Origin of the sequence: Streptosporangium oxazolinicum, assembly GCF_039537505.1 — a bacterium.
Classification (GTDB): Bacteria; Actinomycetota; Actinomycetes; order Streptosporangiales; family Streptosporangiaceae; genus Streptosporangium; species Streptosporangium oxazolinicum.
Window position 1 is genome coordinate 368250 of sequence record NZ_BAABAQ010000009.1, and the last position, 17734, is coordinate 385983.

Annotated in this window: 12 protein-coding genes; 5 read left to right on the plus strand and 7 right to left on the minus strand. The window is 72.6% G+C overall.

Annotated features, from left to right (window positions below; all coding sequences use genetic code 11):
* The first annotated feature begins 19 nt into the window (after positions 1-19).
* Entirely contained in the window at positions 20-1378 is a 1359-nt protein-coding gene (locus ABD817_RS24575; RefSeq protein ID WP_344920469.1) for an MFS transporter, read from the plus strand.
* Positions 1379-1397: 19 nt separating this feature from the next.
* Here the strand turns inward: ABD817_RS24575 and ABD817_RS24580 are convergent, their stop codons facing one another.
* The 3 genes from ABD817_RS24580 to ABD817_RS24590 are packed head-to-tail and all read right to left on the minus strand — an operon-like array spanning position 1398 to position 4683.
* Complete coding sequence (locus ABD817_RS24580) at positions 1398-2153, minus strand: thioesterase II family protein (RefSeq protein WP_344920470.1); 756 nt, start codon at positions 2151-2153, stop codon at positions 1398-1400.
* Positions 2150-3952, minus strand: coding sequence for a non-ribosomal peptide synthetase (locus tag ABD817_RS24585; RefSeq protein ID WP_344920471.1), 1803 nt, complete (start codon positions 3950-3952; stop codon positions 2150-2152). The genes ABD817_RS24580 and ABD817_RS24585 overlap by 4 nt, the downstream gene beginning before the upstream one ends.
* Positions 3953-3966: 14 nt before the next feature.
* Positions 3967-4683 carry an LmbU family transcriptional regulator gene (locus ABD817_RS24590; protein ID WP_344920472.1) on the minus strand — a complete coding sequence of 239 codons (717 nt, stop codon included), beginning with the start codon at positions 4681-4683 and terminating at the stop codon, positions 3967-3969.
* A 235-nt stretch (positions 4684-4918) separates the two neighbouring features.
* Between ABD817_RS24590 and ABD817_RS24595 the strand changes: the two genes are divergently transcribed.
* Entirely contained in the window at positions 4919-6409 is a 1491-nt protein-coding gene (locus tag ABD817_RS24595) for a cation:proton antiporter domain-containing protein (RefSeq protein ID WP_344920473.1), read from the plus strand.
* Between the two features lie 142 nt (positions 6410-6551).
* Here ABD817_RS24595 and ABD817_RS24600 read toward each other — a convergent pair whose 3' ends face one another.
* The 4 genes from ABD817_RS24600 to purF all read right to left on the minus strand — a co-directional run bounded on the left by ABD817_RS24600 (position 6552) and on the right by purF (position 11146).
* Complete coding sequence (locus ABD817_RS24600; protein ID WP_344920474.1) at positions 6552-7568, minus strand: ATP-binding protein; 1017 nt, start codon at positions 7566-7568, stop codon at positions 6552-6554.
* A 61-nt stretch (positions 7569-7629) separates the two neighbouring features.
* The gene (locus tag ABD817_RS24605) at positions 7630-8964 is read right to left on the minus strand and encodes a DegT/DnrJ/EryC1/StrS family aminotransferase (protein ID WP_344920475.1); all 1335 of its coding nucleotides are present in this window, start codon (positions 8962-8964) and stop codon (positions 7630-7632) included.
* Positions 8961-9659, minus strand: a complete 699-nt coding sequence (locus ABD817_RS24610) for a class I SAM-dependent methyltransferase (RefSeq protein ID WP_344920476.1) — start codon at positions 9657-9659, stop codon at positions 8961-8963. Before ABD817_RS24610 ends, ABD817_RS24605 begins: the two co-directional genes overlap by 4 nt.
* Positions 9660-9691: 32 nt before the next feature.
* A complete protein-coding gene (gene purF / locus ABD817_RS24615) occupies positions 9692-11146 on the minus strand; it encodes an amidophosphoribosyltransferase (RefSeq protein ID WP_344920477.1) in 1455 nt (484 codons plus the stop codon).
* Between the two features lie 118 nt (positions 11147-11264).
* Here purF and ABD817_RS24620 point away from each other — a divergent pair, with 118 nt between their 5' ends.
* Genes ABD817_RS24620 through ABD817_RS24630 form a run of 3 tightly spaced genes read left to right on the plus strand, consistent with a single transcriptional unit; the run spans position 11265 to position 17470 of the window.
* Positions 11265-11477, plus strand: coding sequence for an MbtH family protein (locus tag ABD817_RS24620; RefSeq protein ID WP_329080205.1), 213 nt, complete (start codon positions 11265-11267; stop codon positions 11475-11477).
* Positions 11478-11531: 54 nt separating this feature from the next.
* Positions 11532-13979: a non-ribosomal peptide synthetase gene (locus tag ABD817_RS24625; RefSeq protein WP_344920478.1), complete on the plus strand. Its 2448-nt coding sequence runs from the start codon at positions 11532-11534 to the stop codon at positions 13977-13979.
* A complete protein-coding gene (locus tag ABD817_RS24630) occupies positions 13976-17470 on the plus strand; it encodes a condensation domain-containing protein (protein WP_344920479.1) in 3495 nt (1164 codons plus the stop codon). Before ABD817_RS24625 ends, ABD817_RS24630 begins: the two co-directional genes overlap by 4 nt.
* Positions 17471-17734 lie beyond the last annotated feature (264 nt).

Below are 17734 nucleotides of genomic sequence, written 5' to 3' on the forward strand. Positions count from 1 at the left end.
ACAAGGACGGAATGATCTTATGGACACTCAGAGAACGGAAGTCAGGGCGCCGAGGGAAAAGCCGCCCTCCCTCTGGCGAAACCCCGACTTCAACCGGCTCTGGGCCGGTCAGTCGATCTCGGTCCTCGGCTCCGAGCTGACCACCCTGGCACTCCCGCTGACCGCGATCCTCATGCTGCAGGCCAGCTCCTTCGAGGTCGGCCTGCTCAACACCATGCGCACGATCGCCGCCCTCCTGCTCACGCTGATCGCCGGTGTGCTCATCGACCGCTACCGCCGCAGGCCGCTGATGGTCGGCTCCGACATCGGGCGTGCCGTGGTCGTGGCCCTCATCCCCATCGCGGCCTTCGTCGGGTTCATGGACATGTGGGTGCTCTACGTGGTCGCGGTCGTGGTCGGCGGCCTCTCGGTGGTCTTCGAGATCGCCTACGCCGCCTACATGCCGACCCTGCTGAGCGAGGAGCAGCTGGTCGACGGCAACAGCCGGATGGCGGCGACCGAGTCGGTGGGCGCCATCGCGGGCTCCAGCGCCGGAGGCGTGCTCATCGACATGTTCCGGCCCGCGTACGTGATGATGGGAGACGCGATCTCCTTCCTCGTCTCCGCCTTCGCCCTGTCGCGCATCCGCCACGTCGAGCCGCCCGTCGAGCGCCGGAGCAACCAGGGCCGGGGCGCCGTCGCGGCGATGGTCCACGACATCAAGCACGGCCTGAGGGTCACCTACCGCAACGACTACGCCCGGCCGCTGATCCTCAACTCCGCCGGGGCGAACTTCGGGTCGATGATGATCCTGACCCTGTTCATCCTGTACGCGGCCAGGGAGCTCGGCATGTCGGGCACCTGGATCGGCTTCATCTACGCCGTCGGCAGCATCGGCGGCGTCGTCGGCGCCGTCTTCGCGAGCAAGCTGTTCGAGAAGTTCGGCTACGGGCGCGGCATCATGACCGCCCTGATCGCCTTCCGGGTGCTGTGCTTCACGCCGTTCGTGGCCGGTCCGCAGTGGCTGCAGATCACCCTGTTCTCGGTGATCTGGTTCGTCACGGTGTTCGGCGTGGTGGCCGGGAACATCGGCCAGCTCACGCTTTTCCAGTACGTCATCCCCAACCACCTGCGGGGCAGGGTCATCGGCGCGAGCCGCGCGGTCTACCTCGGCATCCTGCCGCTGGCCGCGATGCTGGCCGGGGTGCTGGGCGAGCTGATCGGCGTCAAGCCCGCCATCTACGCCGGTGCCGCGTTCCTGCTGCCCTGGATCATCCTGCTGTTCCTGTCGCCGGTGCCGAACCTGCGCAGGCTCGAGGACGCCGAGCTTCTGCGGGACGACCCGGAGCCCGCCGAGGCCGACGGACCCGGCGGGCGCGAGGACGGCAAGGACACCTGAGGTCAACCGTTCGACCCGTTCAGCCCGGCACGCGCGCGGACATGCTCCGCGAGATCTCGTCCAGCAGGGCGGCGGGCGCCTGGAGGTAACTCCAGTGCCCGCCGTCCAGCACGGTGTAGCGGGCCTCGCCGTAGGCCTCCCAACCGGCCATCTGCTCCGGGGGGATCTGCGTGTCGTCCGACCAGCCGATCGCGGTGATCGGGCAGGGCAGCTCCACCGGGTCGGTCTTGTCGAAGCGGCTGTAGGCGGCCACGTCGGCGCGCATGACGCCCGCGGCCATGTCCACCAGCTCCGGCAGCGGCTCCGCGCCGCGCGCCCGCATGAGGTCCGACACCAGCGCGCCCACCTGCTCCTCGTCGAGCTTGAGGATGCTCGGCCACGACGCCCGGTGCGGCGGGACCATCGAGGAGGCGAACAGGTGGCCGGGCAGCGGGCCACCGCGCTCCATCAGCAGCAGCGTCGCCTCGTAGCCGATGAAGACCGTGCCGCAGTGGCTGATGAAGCCGAACGGCCGGTCCAGGTAGGGCTCCAGCCCCTCCAGCATCTCGGCGGCGACGGCCGCGTAACTCTCGAACAGCGGCTCGCGCAGCCGGTTCTCCCTTCCGGGCAGCTGCACGGGGCACAGCTCGATCCCGTCCACCTCGGCCGGCCACCCGTGGTACATCGACGCCCCCGACCCCGGGTACGGCAGGCACCACAGCCTCGCCCTCGCCTCGGGGTCGGGGGTGCGCAGCAGCCACGTGGGGCGGCTCCTCCTCCGCTTCCTCTCGGTCATCTGGTTCTTCCTTCCGCCTTGATGTTCCTGATGCTCCGGATGAGGGTCTCCGGTGTCGGCGCCCGCAGGAAGTCGCGCAGCCGGATCCGCACGCCGTAGCGGGTCCCGATCCGGTCGACGAGGCGGGTGGCCGACAGGGAGTCGCCGCCGGAGCGGATGAAGTGGTCGCCCAGCGCGCCGCGCGCCCCGAGCTCCTGCTCCCACAGCTCCAGCACCCCCGCGGTCACCGGGTCGGCGCCCTCCTCGCGCTCGCCGTCTTCCGCTTTCGGGGGAGCGGCCTCCGGGGCCCCGGTTCCGGGGGGATCGCCCCACGAGGGGGCGGGCAGCGCGCGGCGGTCCACCTTGTTGCTGGAGTTCAGCGGCAGCCGCTCCATCGCGGTCCAGGAGGCCGGCACCATCGGGGCGGGCAGCCGTGCCTCGGCGAAGGCGCGCAGCTCCCCGGCCCACGACCCGCCCGGGACACCGTCCGCGGTGCCGTTCGAGGTGCCGTTCGAGGTGGTGGCGTGGACGACGTAGGCGCACAGTCTCAGGTCGCCGCCGGGGCCGGGCACACCCGTCACGACGCACTCGCGCACCGAGGGGTGGTCGAGCAGCACGGCCTCCACCTCCGCGGGCTCCACCCGGTGACCACGGATCTTGACCTGCTGGTCGACGCGGCCGTGGTGCTCCAGCCGCCCGTCCGGCCGCTCCCGTACGAGATCACCGGTCCGGTAGACGCGGCCACCCCCGCCCGAGGGGTCGGGCAGGAAGCGTTCCGCGGTGCGGGCCGGCTCGCCCAGGTAGCCCCGGGCCAGCTCGGGCCCGGACACGAACAGCTCGCCGACCTCGCCCGCCGCGACCGGCTCCATGGCGGAGGTGAGCACGGGGACGCCGACGCCGGGCCAGGCGCGCCCGATGGGGGGCCGGGCGCGCCTGGCGGTCTCGTCGGCGGTGGCCGAGGTGCAGCGGTCCTCCAGCGGGACCAGGCAGCTCGTCACGCCGTTGGCCTCGGCGGAGCCGTACTCCACCGCGACCTCGAACGGCAGGCCGGGCGAGGGCCACACGCGCACCGCGTCGCTGCCGACCGTCATGAGCCGCAGCGCCGTCTCCCCGGGCCACGGCAGGCCGTACAGCAGCTCGGCGAGCGGCATGTTCACGTACGCGCGGGTGATCCCGGAGGCGACCATCCAGTCGCGCAGCTCCGGCGGCGAGCCCGCGGTCGCCGCGTCGGCGACATGCACGCTCGCACCGGAGCAGAGGTACGGCCACAGCTCCACCACCGAGACCGACGAGGCCGGGGGAGCCAGCCAGCTGGAGCGGTCGGCGGGGGTGATGCGGTACGCCTCGGCGTGGGTGGCGACCCGGTGGGCGATCGCCCGATGGGTCACCCCGACGAGCTTGGGCCGCCCCGTCGACCCGGAGGTGTGCACCGCGTACGCGAGCTGGTCCTCGTGCACGGGGACGCCGGGGCTCTCGGCGGAGGGCTCGGCGTCGAAGGTGCCGAGGGGGCCGTCGATCACCACGGGAGCGCCGTCGAGGATCGCGACGACGCGGTCCTCGGGCCAGCCGGGGTCGAGCAGCACCGCCGCGCCGCCCGCCTTGCAGACGGCGAGCAGCGCGACGAGCAGGTCGGGGGAGCGGTCCAGCCGCAGGGGGACCAGGGTCTCGGGGCCGACGCCGCGTCGCAGGAGCGACCGGGCGAGGCCGTTGGCACGGGCGTCGAGGTCTCGATACGTGAACAGGACGGCCCCGGAGACCAGGGCCGTCCTGTCCGGCGCCTCGGACGCCTTCTTCTCGAACAGCGTGTGGACGGCGCCCACCTGTCCTCCGTTCCTCACCCGGCCTTGGTGTCGGGGATCCCGCGAGCGGGGATCTGGCCGGTGGCGACCTGGTTGAGGACGAGCCTCGCCCACTCCTCCACGCTGCGGTTCATCCGGCGGGCCGCGTCACGCCACGACTGCTCCTGGTCGACCGGTACGTCGATGTGGATGACGGCCTTCTCCTTGGCGGCCTCCGCGGCCCGGCCCGACGCGGACAGGGCGGCGGTGCGGTGCGCCTTGATCTGGCTGCGTAAACGGTTTCTGGACCAGTTGAAGCGTTCGGCGCGGTCGAGCCAGAGCATCTGCTCGTGTTCGGGAAGCGCGGCCACTTCCGCGTGGTGCTGAAGGCTGAGCTTGTCTCGCCGGCGGGATACCGGGAATCGCCGGGCGACCCAGGCGTAATTGCGCAGGGTTTGGATATCGAGGGAGCTCTCCTCGACCGCTCTCTTGTAGCGGTCGGTGTATTCGGTTTCGCCGTAAACCAGCCAGTCGCCGAGCCACCAGGCGGAGGAGTCGGCGATGAGGGAGATCTGGTGGCCGATCCGCCGCCAGGTGTCGAAGGGAAGGCTCGACGGGAGCTGGAGCCCGGTTCGCCGCGGCTTGGCGGACGCGTCCAGGGCCAGCTTGGAGCCCTGGGACGTGGGGCGGCGCGGAGCCGGGACGGGGGGCCTCTCATCGCAGGATGGCGGGGCTTGGCGGTTCGCCTCTCGGTTGGGGGAGAGCACCTGCATGCGACTGTTCCTCCGGATTTCTGTGCACTTGGAGTGAGTCAGGACGATCCCTTACCCGCCGTTCTGTAAAGCGCACTTTCGATCATGAGTAATTTTCAGATGGTCTTCCTGAGGTACAACGGAAAGACGGAATCAAGCCGTTGACCAGCTGAGTCTTCAATCAGCTTGGCAATTTTTTTTGCTCTGTGATATACGCGCCGGTTCGGAATTCAACCTCTCGGAAATGGAATCGATCATGACGTATTCACGGTTTCGGTCGGCGAATACCCGCACGCTGCGCCGTTCCCTGGTCGCGTACGGCCTCGCGGTCGTGCTGCCCTCCGTGCTGGCGCTGCTGATGCTGGGGCTCGACCCGGGAACGGCCACCGGTCCCGTCCCCGTGCCCTCGGTGGAGCCGGGGCGGGAGGAGGCGGTTCCGGCCACGCCCCTGCTGCTGCTGTCCGTCACCGTGGTCATCGCGCTGGCCCATCTCGGCGGGGCCGTCTTCCGCGGGCTGGGCCAGCCCCGGGTGATCGGGGAGATGGCCGCGGGCATCGTGCTCGGCCCCTCCCTGCTCGGTGCCGTGTGGCCCGAGGCCCACCGCGCGCTGTTCCCCAGCGCCGTCATGCCGTACCTGAACCTGCTGGCCCAGTTCGGGCTGGCCTTCTTCATGTTCCTGGTCGGGCTGGAACTCCGCGGCGACCTGCTGCGCGGGCGGGGCCGCGTCGCGGTGCTCTGCGGGCAGGCGAGCGTGGCGATCCCGTTCGCGCTCGGTGTCGCGCTGGCCCTGCTGATCTACACGCCGCTGGCGACCGCGCCCGTCGGGTTCCCGGTCTTCGCCCTGTTCATCGGCGCCGCGCTGAGCGTCACCGCGTTTCCCGTACTGGCCAGGATCCTGCTGGAACGCGGGCTCTTCCACACCCCGACCGGGGCGCTGACCATCACCTGCGCCGCCATCGCCGACGTGACCGCGTGGCTGCTGCTGGCCGTGGCGATCACCATGGCCAACGGCTCCTCGCCCGCCGAGGCGCTGCGCACGCTCGGCCTCACCGTCGCCTTCGCCGCCGTCATGGTCGGGGTGGTACGGCCACTGCTGACCCGGCTGCTGCGCCGGAGGCTCTCCCAGGAGGCGACGCTGCCCATCGTCATCGTGGGGCTGCTCGTCTCCGGGTTGCTGACCGAGCTGATCGGCATCCACCTGATCTTCGGCGCGTTCCTGTTCGGCGCCCTGTTCCCGCGCGACGGCGACGTGCGGCTGCGGCGGGTCCGCGAGCGCACCCAGGACTTCACCACCTCCTTCCTGCTGCCGCCCTTCTTCGCCTTCGTCGGGCTCAACACCCAGATCGGGCTGCTCAGCCAGGACCTGGCCATGTGGAGCTGGTGCCTGCTGATCCTCGTCGTCGCCGTGGCGGGCAAGGTCGGCGGTGTGCTGGTCATCGCCAGGCCGATGGGGGTGCCGGGGCGGGAGGCGATGCGGCTCGGGGTGCTGATGAACTGCCGGGGGGTGACCGAGCTGGTGATCCTGAGCATCGGCCTCAGTCTCGGCATCATCACCCAGGTGCTGTTCACGATGCTGGTGATCGTCGCCCTGCTCTCCACGGCCGCGACCGCGCCCCTGCTCGGGCTGCTGGACCGGTGGGACGCGCGGCGCGACGGGGAGGTCCGGGACGGAGGGCCCGGAGAGCCGGGGGAGCCGGAGGAGCCGGGGGAACCCGAGGAGGCGGGGGCGGTGCGCCGATCCGCCTGAGCGGGGGACACGGGCCGACGGGGGTCCGGCCTGGAGGCCCGAGGCCGGTGCTTCGAGGGCTGGGCTTCGAGGATCGGGTTCCGGGGGCCAGGGGCTTCAAAGGCAGAGGGAGAGCGGGGCGCGGGTTTCCGAGAGGGCGGGGTCAGGAGGCGCGGGGCAGCGCCTGGGGCTCCGTACCCAGCTCGCGCAGCTTGGCACGGACCTCGTCGGGGCTCTCCCCGGCGACGGTGAGCCGGGACGTGGCGAACACCTCGCCGTCGGCGTCGGTGATCGGGTCGCCGCTGTAGGGGACCTCGCCGCTGAAGCGGGCGGCGCAGAGATGGTCGCGAAGCTCGGGCCGGGCGTGCAGGGAGAAGATCGGCAGCCGGGTCGCCATCGCGGCCAGCCGCATGGTGCCCGACACCCGGGGATTGATCTCCAGCAGGTGCACCTCGCCACTGCGGGTCAGCAGGAACTCCACCTCCAGGTAGCCGTGCGCCTCGGCCAGGTCGGCGAGCCGCTTGCCGACGGCCCGCAGCTTGCGCTCCCACGCGCCGCCGAGCGCCGGGCTGGGGCACAGCCGCAGCCGCCGCCACGGCGGGACCAGGTCCGGTGAGGTCGCCCCCTTCCAGACCGGCGGGAACGTCGCCGTGCCGTGCTCGTCGCGGTAGATCAGCACCGAGTACTCGATCCCGTCGACGTACAGCTCGCCCAGCTCGTTGGGGGCCAGGTCGCACTCGCCCGCGCGGGCCAGCCGGGTGCCGACGCTCTGCGTGCCGTGCCGGTCCTTGATGACCACGGGGGTGTCGGGGCCCGCGTCGGGCAGCGGCTCGCCGGCCCGCGCCCACGGCGGGGAGACCAGGTGGTAACGGTCGAAGAACTCCTTCATCAGGATCTTGTCGCTGCCCAGCGAGGCGCACAGCCGCGACTGGCACTCGGCCCCGTGACCGAGCTCGCGGAGCCGGAAGGCGAGCAGCTGGTCGCGGCCGAGGGTCGTGTGGCTGGAGTGGAAGACCACCGTCGCCTGCGGCGCCCCGCCGATCGCGTCGAGCAGCGGGGCCACATCGACGCGGTGGTCCTCGCCGGTGAAGACGACCCGGTCCTGCGGGCCGAGGTCGACGAAGTGGCCGAACCAGCTCTCCAGGCTGGCAGGGGCGACGGCGTGGATGACGGGGGACATTTGTCGGCTCATGTGGATTACTCCGGAATCGACGCTGGAAACGCTGGAAACAGGAAAGACGTTACGCGGTGCGCGCCATCGAGAATGCGTCGTCGAACGCGTCGAGATACGCGCCGACCAGCGGTGAGTTCGGCTCCCAGAGAAAATTCACCGGCAATTTCATCCACCGGGCGAACAATTCCGTGGAACGCGGGAACGGCCGGTCGTTCACCGCCGAGGCGGCCCGTACGGCGGCGGCGACCTGGGGTGACCAGTCGGGCGCGGTGCCCTGGAAGAGCGGGAAGACGTGCAGCGGCCGGGTGGCCGGGGCGCGCACCTTCAGGCCGCGCTCCTGGCCGGCCACCACCAGCCCGTCCCGGCTGAACGGGCACTCCGGCGTCACCTCGACGACCCCGTCGTACCACGCCCCCATCGTGACGCCCTCGGCGACGGGGGAGGGGCGCACGCCCGGCAGCTCGCCGAGCCCCGCGGCCAGGGCGGACATGTTGGCCACCCTGCGCTCCACCAGCTCGTCCAGGCGGTCGAGGTGGCTCTGGGCGAGCACCGCGCCCGGCGTGGAGATGCGGAAGTTGCCGCCGAGACCGGTGAGCAGGAACGGCTTGTAGCGGACGGCGTCGATGGTCAGGTCGGTGCGGTGCCGGAAGTTGGTCAGCAGGCACGCGCGGGCGAAGACGTCCTCGGAGTCGGTGAGGAGCATGCCGCCCATGCCCCCGGAGATCAGCTTCCTGCCGCCCACGCTGAAGACCGAGATGTCGCCCATGGAGCCCACCGGCCGGGAGCGGAAGGTGGAGCCGTGGGCGTGCGAGCAGTCCTCGACCAGGGCGAGCCCGCGCCGGTCGGCCACCGCGCGCAGGGCGTCCATGTCGCAGCTGTGGCCCCACAGGTGGGTGACGACGATCGCGACCGTACGGGAGGTGACCAGCGCCTCCACGTCCGCCGCGGCCACGTTCCCGCTCGCGTCGCCCGCGTCGCAGAGCACCGGCACCGCGCCCAGCAGGAACAGCGGCGAGGCGGTGCTGAAGAACGTGAGGTCCGGGACGATCACCTCGTCGCCGGGCCCGATACCCAGCGCGAAGTAGGCGGCGAGCAGCCCCGCCGTGCCCGAGGTGAGCGCCAGGGCGTGGGCGCGGCCGTGCCGTTCGGCGAACGACCGCTCCAGCTCGGCCAGCTCGGGGCCGTAGTCGTAGTCGAACGTGCGTCCCAGCGTGACCAGCTCGGCGACCCTGGCCGCCACGCCGTCGTCGTAGACCGGCCACTCGAGCGGGTGCGGCGGACCCGGGGAGGCCGTGGTCCCTCGCGCGTTCGCGCGGTCGGTGGGTTCGGTCTCCCGCGCGTCCGTACGGCCGGTGGTCCCGATCCCTCGCGCGTCCGCGCCCGCGGGGTTCAGCGGGCTCATGAGCCGTCCCCCCTGCGGGCCACGAGCCTGGTCACCGCGTGGGTGTGCGGTTCCTCGTGGCCCTTGTGCGTGTGCGTGGAGTCGGTGTCGGTGGCGCTCAGCACGGTCCACCCGGCGTACCTGGCGAGGTACCAGTCGTGGGGCAGCAGGACCGGCATGCGCATCTCGCCGGCGGGAGGCAGGTAGGCGTGGCCCCGGTTGAACATCAGCAGGGCGTTGACCCCTCCCGGCCTGGTCGCGGCCTGGAGCGCGGCGACGACGCCGGCGACCTGATCCTCGTCCTCCAGCCAGTGCAGGACGCTGCACGCCAGCACCCCGTCGAACGAGGCGGGCTCCAGCCCGGCGGTGCGCGCGTCGCCCTGCCGCCACTCGATCCCGCCGGCGTCGCCCCACGCCCGCGCGCCGTTCTCCAGGGCGGCGGCAGACACGTCCATCGCCAGCACCCGCGCGCCCCGCTGGGCGAGCCGTACCGCGTTGCGTCCCTCACCGCACCCCACGTCCAGGACGGCGGGCGCGCCCGCGCCGGGCGGGGTGGCGGGCGGGCCGATCTCCCCGGGGGCTCCGGGCAGGGAGAGCGCGTCCCCCAGGGCGTCGGAGATCTGGTCCGGCCTGCGCCCCCACAGGCAGGCGGTCCTGGTGTAGCGGGCGTCGCAACCACCGTCGTCGTAGCCGTTCGGCTGTGTGTTAGGTCCCATTTGGCGGAGGCTAGGCGTGGCCTTGATCACCGTCAACGGGGGTGGACGGCCGCCGGAGGCGCCGCGTGCCGCGGGGCCTGTGCGGGTACGAGCTTCAACTTGTCGCGTCCCGCGCTCACCGGGGTGGGGTACTCGCCGGTGATGCAGCCCTCGCACAGCCCCTCGCCCGCCGCGCTCCCGACCGTCCGGCGCATGCCCGCCACCGACAGGTGCGCCAGGCTCGTCGCGCCGATGATCCGGCACACCTCCTCGACCTCGCGGCCGGTCGCCACCAGCTCACCGGTGTCGACGATGTCCACCCCGTAGTGGCAGGGCGCAATCAGCGCCGGCGCGGCGATCCGCACGTGCACCTCGCTCGCCCCCGACTCGCGCAGCAGCGTGACGATCCGCCGCATGGTGGACCCGCGCACGATCGAGTCGTCGACCACCACGACCCTGGCCCCGTCCACCGGCGAGCCGATGGAGAACTTGCGCCGCAGCTTGCGCTCGCGCTGCCGCCGGTCGGGCTCGATGAACGTCCGGCCCACCTGCTCGTCGCGGACCAGTGCCCCGGACAGCGGGAGCCCGGCCGCCCGCGCGTACCCCCGGGCGGCGGGCACCCCGGAGGCGGGGACGGCCACGACCAGGTCGGCGTCCACCGGGGACTCCAGCGCGAGCCGCTCGCCGAACGCCACCCGCGTCGCGCCGGTCCTGGCGCCGTCGATCCTGGAGTCCTGCCTGGTCAGGTAGAGGTGCTCGAACACGCAGAAGCTGCGCGGGGCGGGGTCGGCCACCCGGTGCTCCCCGGCCAGGCGGCCGTCGCGCAGGACCAGCAGCTCGCCCGGCTCCACCTCCCGCTGCCCGGAGCAGCCGAGCGCGTCGAGCGTGCAGGTCTCCGAGGCGACGACCGCCCTGCCCTCGGCGAACCCGGCGACCAGGGGGCGCATGCCGTGCGGGTCCCTGAAGGCCACGAGCCGGTCGCCGACGGCGCACACCACCGAGTACGCGCCGCGCAACTCCCGCACGGCCCGCGCGACCGCCGCCACGATCGGATCGCCGTGCCGAGGTTCCGGGGCGTCCAGGGCGCCCGCGAGGAGGGCGAGGATGACCTCGGAGTCGCTGGTCGAGCGGAACCCGTAGCCCTCGCGGCAGAGCCGGGCGCGCAGGTCGGCGGCGTTGGTGAGGTCCCCGTTGTGCGCCAGCGCGATGCGCCGCGCCTCGTGGACGAGGGGCTGGGAGTTCTCCAGCAGCGTGGCGCCCGTGGTGGAGTACCGGGTGTGGGCGACCGCGAGCCTCCCGGCCGGCCAGTCGTCGCGGGCGTCGCGGGCCGAGTCACCGCGCTCCGAGCGCGAGGCGAATCCCAGCGACCTCCGGACCTGCACGCCGCCGGGCCCGGCCACCGCGATGCCCCACGACTCCTGGCCGCGGTGCTGCAGGGTGACGAGCCCGTCGAAGGCCGGCTGCCCGGCGGTCCCGTCGAGAACAGATACGCCGGCTATTCCACACATAGCTCCCCTTCAAAACCCTAACATTTCACGGAAAGTACGTTAAATCGCTTCTGCTTGACCATGGCATTGTTTGATTGCAACGTCGTGTCGAATGGTGAATGAAGCAAAGGAGACCCGAATGGCCGAGTCCGTGGAGACCGCCGAGTACACCGTGGTGCTCAATCACGAGGAGCAGTACTCCATATGGTGGGCCGACCGTGACATTCCCGAGGGCTGGCGGAGCGTCGGCCACAGCGGCACCCGCGAGCAGTGCCTGGCCCACATCGAGGAGGTGTGGACGGACATGCGTCCTTTGAGCCTGCGCCGCTGGATGGACGGCGAGCGATCCTGACCCGCAGGCCCGCCGACGAACGGTCCCCGAGGACGGTCCCCTAAGGAGGAGCCGATGGACACGATCCAGGAGCACGACGCGCGCCTGGTCGTCGAGGAGTGGAACCGCACCGAGCTGGCCGACGAGCCGGCGACCGTCATCGAACGGTTCGCCGCCCAGGTCGCCAGGTCGCCCGCCGCCCCGGCGCTGACGGACGAGGAGGGCACCGCCCTCACCTACGACGAGGTGCGCCGCGCCGCCAACCGCCTGGCCGGGCACCTGCTCGGCCTCGGCCTGCGCCGCGAGGACCGCTGCGCGGTCTACCAGCGCCGCTCGGCCGGAATGGTCGTGTCCATGTTCGGGACACTGGCCGCCGGGGGCGCGTACGTGCCGATCGACGAGGGCAACCCGCCCGAGCGGGTCGAGGCGATCCTGCGCGACGCCGGCACCGCCGTGGTGCTGGCCGACTCCACCACCGAGGCCGAGGTGCCGCCGGGCCCGTGGTGCGTGGTCAACGTCGACGACCACCCGGGGAGCGACGAGAGCGACCCCGGCGTGCCGCTGCACCCGGCCAACCTCGCCTACGTCATGTACACCTCGGGCAGCACGGGCGCGCCCAAGGGCGTCCTCATCGAGCACCGCGCGGTCACCGCGTTCGTCCGGGGCGCCCAGCACCTGTACGGGCTCTCGCCGCAGGACCGCTTCGTGCAGTTCTCCTCGATCGCCTTCGACGTCTCCACCTTCGACGCCTTCGGGGCGCTGCTGTCGGGAGCGGCCCTGCACGTCGCCTCCACCGAGACCCGCACCTCCTCGACGCGCTTCCGCGACCTGCTGCGCGAACGCCGCATCTCCGTCTACATGGGCACCCCCGGGATGCTGAGACTCCTGGAGCCCGGCGACTTCCCCGACCTGCGGGTCGTCGCCGTCGGCGGCGAGAGCTACTCGGGCGAGTTCACCACCCGCTGGGCGGCCGGGCGCAGGTTCGTCAACAGCTACGGGCCCACCGAGACCACCGTCGGCGTCATCACCCAGGAGTGCGAGGGAAGCTGGGACACCTCACCGCCCATCGGCCGCGCCATGCCCAACCACCGGGCCTACGCCCTGGACGAGGCGATGCGTCCCGTCCCGATCGGCACGGTCGGCGAGCTGTACGTCGGCGGACCCGGCCTCGGACGCGGCTACCTGGGCCGCCCCGGCACGAGCGCGGCCTCCTTCGTCCCCGACCCGTTCGCCACCACGCCCGGCGAGCGGCTCTACCGCACCGGCGACCTGGTGCGCTGGACCCCCGAGGGCGAGCTGGTCTTCGCCGGGCGGGCCGACCGCCAGGTCAAGGTCCGCGGTGTCCGCGTCGAGCTGGAGGAGATCGAGGCGACCCTCCACAGGCACCCGGAGGTCGCGCACGCCGTGGTCGAGGCCGAGGCGCGCGACGACGGCGACGCCCGCCTGATCGCCTACGTCGCCTCCACCGCCGAGGAGCCGCCCGGCGTGACCGAGCTGCGCGAGACCGCGGCCCGGTGGCTGACGGCCCCGCTGGTGCCCAACGAGTTCGTCCACGTGCCCGAGATCCCGCTCACCCCGGCCGGCAAGGTCGACCACGACGCCCTGGCCCAGGCCAGGGGGGAGCGCACGGACACGACCACCGAGACCGACGACGGTGAGTGGACGCCGACCCGGCGCAGGGTGGCCGAGGAGATCGTGAAACCGCTGCTCGGCGTCGACTCCCTCGGCCCGCACGACCACTTCTTCGAACTGGGCGGCACCAGCATCCAGGTCATCCAGCTCCTCGGCAAGGTACGCACGATCTTCGGCATCGAGGTGCCGGTCGTCGAGTTCTTCGACCGGCCCACCATCGCCGGGGTCGCCGACGCCGTCGACTCCGAGGTCCGCTCCGACATCAAGGACATCGTCCGCGAGGGCTGGGACGACATCGCCGACCGCTACGCCGCCTTCCAGTCGGAGTTCTCCGACGGCCCCCGGATGACCTGGACCGATCACCTGCTCGGGATGCTGCCCGGCGAGGGCGCGGCCGTGCTGGAACTGGGCGTCGGCGGCGGCCACGAGTCGTCGCGCCGCCTGGCCGAGGCGCACGACCTCACCGCCGTGGACATCTCCGCCGAGCAGCTCAGGCTCGCCGCCAAGACCCTGCCCGGCGCGAGGCTCGTCCAGGCCGACATGGCCGAGGCGGAGTTCCCCGACGCCTCCTTCGACGCGGTCGTGTCCATCTACACCCTCACCCACCTGCCCAGGGAGGAGCTGCCCGGCCTGCTGGAGGGCATCACCCGCTGGCTGAAGCCGGGCGGCCTGCTGCTGGCCACGCTCATGACCGAGGACATCCCCGGCGCGGTGGAGGAGTGGTTCGGCTCGACCATGTTCTTCTCCGGCTTCCCCACCGAGGAGAACCTGCGCCTGCTGCGCGAGGCGGGCCTGGTCCCCGAACGCGACGAGGTCGTGGCGCAGCGGACACCGCTCGGGGAGTCGCGCTTCCTCTGGGTGATCGCGAGGAAGACGGAGGGGCCCTCGTGACCGGCCTGCCCGTCCGCACCGCCCCGCTGTCCTACCTCCAGGAGCAGCTCTGGTTCGTCGAGCAGGACGATCCGGGCAACGGCTCGTACAACGAGCTGAAGGTGCTCGTCCTGGACGGCGCGCTCGACGCCGCCAGGCTCGGGCGGGCGCTGGAACGGGTGGTCGCGCGGCACGACGTGCTGCGCACCACCTTCGTCTACCAGGGAGCGGAACCGGTGCAGGCGGTCTGGGAGCGGGGTCCCGTGCTGCGCGAGGCGGCCGTCGGCGGCGAGCAGGCGCTGATGGAGTACGCCCGCGAGGTCGCCGAGGCCCCCTACGACCTGGCCTCGGGGCCGCTGCTGCGCGCCTCGCTCGTCACGCTCGGCGCGGGCAGGCAGGCGCTGGTGCTCGGGGTCCACCACATCATCAGCGACGGGTTCTCGATGAACCTGCTGCTGGACGAGCTGGACGCCGCCTACCGGCGCGAACCCCCCGGTGGGGCGGTGGGCGAGTCACAGAACGGGGCACACGGTGGGCCACCCCCCGGGCCACGCGACGAGCCGCTGGGAGAGCCGCAGGGTGAGCCGTGGGATGAGCCTCCCGCCCAGTACGGCGACTTCGCCCGCTGGCAGCGCGAGCAGTTCGCCGGGGGCCGCCTGGCCGCCGACGTCGACCACTGGCGGAAGGAACTCGACGGCGCGCCCACCGTGCTGGAACTGCCCGCCGACCGCCCCCGGCCGCGCCGCCGGGCCAGCGCGGGCAGGCGCGAGCGCTTCCCCCTCGACCCCGGCCTGACCGGCCCGCTCGGCAAGGTCGCCGAACGGGTCGGCGGCACCGTCTTCACCGTGCTGCTCGCCGCCTTCGCCACCACCCTCTACCGCTACACGGGGCGCGGCGACATGGTGCTCGGCACCGGCGCCCCGGGCCGCCCCGGGCGCGAGTTCGACGACGCGCTCGGCTTCTTCGCCAACATCGTGCCCGTGCGGCTGCGCCCGGCGGGCGAGACGCCCTTCACCGACCTGGCCGACGCGGTCAGCGAGGCCGCCTTCGACGCCTTCGACCACCAGTACGTGCCCTTCGAGAAGCTCGTGGAGTTCCTGCAACCCGAGCGCGACGCCGGGCACACCCCCCTCGTGCAGGTCGTCTTCACCATGTGGGACGCCGGGGCTGCGACGCGTTCCATCGGCGGCGTGCCCGCCGCCGAGGTCGAGGTGACGCGCGGCCGGTCCCGCTTCGACGTCGCGGTCGAGGCCGTGCGCCGGGGCGACCGGGTCGACTTCTTCGTCGAGTACGACGACGCCCTCTTCGACGAGGCCACGATCGCCCGCGTGATGCGCCACTACGACCGGGTGCTGCGGGCGGTCGCCGACGACCCCGCCCAGCCCCTGTCGGACATCCCGATGATCACTCCTGAGGAGCGGGCCACCCTCACCCAGGGCGACATGACCGTGCTCGACCACGACGGCAACGTGCTGCCCGCCGGGGCCGTCGGCCAGCTGGTCCGCCGCTCCGGCGAGGGCGGAGCCGGTCCCACCGGCCTCCTGGCCATCCGCAGGCCCGACGGGCGGGTGGTCGAGCGCGGGCGCGAGGACCGGCTGGTCGGGATCGGCCCGTTCCAGGTGCAGCTGGAGGACGTCGAGGAGGTCCTGCGCGCCCATCCCGCCGTACGTGACGCCGCCGTCGTGGCGGTCGAGGGCGGCGCGGGCCGCGAACTGGTCGCCTACACCGTCGCCGGGCCGCCACCCGACACGCTGCGCGCCACCCTCGTCGAGCGGCTGCCGCAGTACATGGTGCCCGCCGTCATCGTGCCGGTGGACCACATCCCGCGTACCGAGGACGGCCGCGTCGAGACCGGACGGCTGCCCGACGCGGGCGAACGCGGCGAGCGGACCGAGCTGCCCGCCCTGGAGGCCGCGCTCTGCGTCATCTGGGCGCGCGTCATGAACCTCGACGAGGTGGAGCCCGACGACGACTTCTTCGCCCTGGGCGGCCACTCGATGCTGGCGGCCCGGCTGGTGCGCGAGATCGCCTCCGTGCTCGCCGTGCGCGTACCGCTGATGGCCCTGTTCGAGAACTGCACCCCCGCCGACCTGGCCGACTACATGGCGGCCAAGCACCCCGCGCTGGAGCGCACGCTCGGCGACGCGGGCCGCGCCGGTCGCACGGGCCGTACGGTCGCGGCCGGGGAGGTCGAGCGGGACGGCGAGGAGCCCGACACCAGCGCGCTGTCCACCGCGCAGCTGCAGATCTGGATCAACGAGCAGCTGGCGGGCGGCGACGCCCGCGACTTCATCGCCGCCGTCACCTACCGGGTGCGCGGCCCGCTCGACGTGGACGCCCTGCGCGGCGCGTTCGACGCGCTGGTCGCACGGCACGAGAACCTGCGCGCCCGCGTGGCGCTCGTCGGCGACGTGCCGGTGCTGCGCTTCGACCCCGGCGTACGCGTCGAACTGCCCGTCGAGGACCTCACCGCCCTGCCCGAGGACGAACGGGCGCGGGAGGCGGCCCGCCGCACCGCGCGCGACGCCGGCAGAGGCTTCGACCTGTCCACCGCGCCGCTCGTCCGGGCCGTCCTCTACCGGCTCGGCGATGACGACCACGTCCTCGCGCTGATCCAGCACCACCTGGTCACCGACGGCGTGTCCATCGGACTGCTCGTCGGCGAGCTGGGCCGCCTGTACTCCGAGCGGGACGCCGCGCCCGCCGCGCCGCACCTGCGCTTCGCCGACTACGTGGCCTGGGAGCAGGCCTGGCTCGGCGGACCCGAGGCCGCGGCCTCGGAGCGGTTCTGGCGCGAACGGCTGCGCGAGGCGCCCGAGCTCGTCCTGCCCAGGACGCGCGACGGGCGGCGCGAGGGCCGCGACACCGAGATGATCGCCCACCGGCTGCCGCACGCGGAGTCACGGCGGCTGCTCGCGCTGGCCCGGCAGAGCAGGGCCACCCCCTACATGCTGGTCACGGCCGCGTTCGCGGCGATGCTGGCGCGGTGGAGCGGCCAGGACGACGTGGTGATCGGCACCACCGCCGACAACCGGCCGCTGCCCGGCCTGGAGGGCGTGGTCGGCTGCTTCGTCAACATGGTGGCGCTGCGCGTCGACTGCGGCGGCGACCCCACCTTCGCCGAGCTGACCGGGCGGGTGCGCAGGACCGTGCTGGAGGCGTACGCCCACCAGAGCACCCCGTTCAACGAGGTGGTGCGGGCGTTGAAAATTCACCCGGATCCGCGCCGGATGCCGCTGTTCCAGGTGACGTCCGACTGGGCGGGGGACGGGCCGGCGATCCCGGAGCTGGCCGGGTGCGAGGTCGGGTTCGACTACGTGCACACCCGGGCGAACCGGTATGAGCTGGAGATGTACGCGGGGATGGCGGGGGAGCGGGTCGTGCTCGACCTGGAGTACGCCGTCGAACTGTGGGACCGAAAGGAGATCGAGGAGCGCCTGGAGCGGGTGGCGACGCTGCTCACCCGGGCCGTGGTGGAACCGGAGACCAGGATCTCGGAGCTGCTCGGCTGACGCCGGTGAGGCGGCCTCCCCGCGCGGAGGTCGCCTCACCTCAACCGGTCATCCGGCGTGGTCCGCGTCGCCGGGCACAAGACTGCGGGCATTCCCGCTTGGGAGCGGGAATGCCCGGGTCATCGCGTGCTTGTGGATTAGCTGACGGTGTTGGGCTGGGCGGACAGGAGGGTTTGGGACCAGCCGTTGGTGTCGACGGTGCCGTGGCCGGTGATGTCGTCGCCGTTGCCGTCGTGGGGGTTGAGGTCGCGGTAGCGGTAGAGG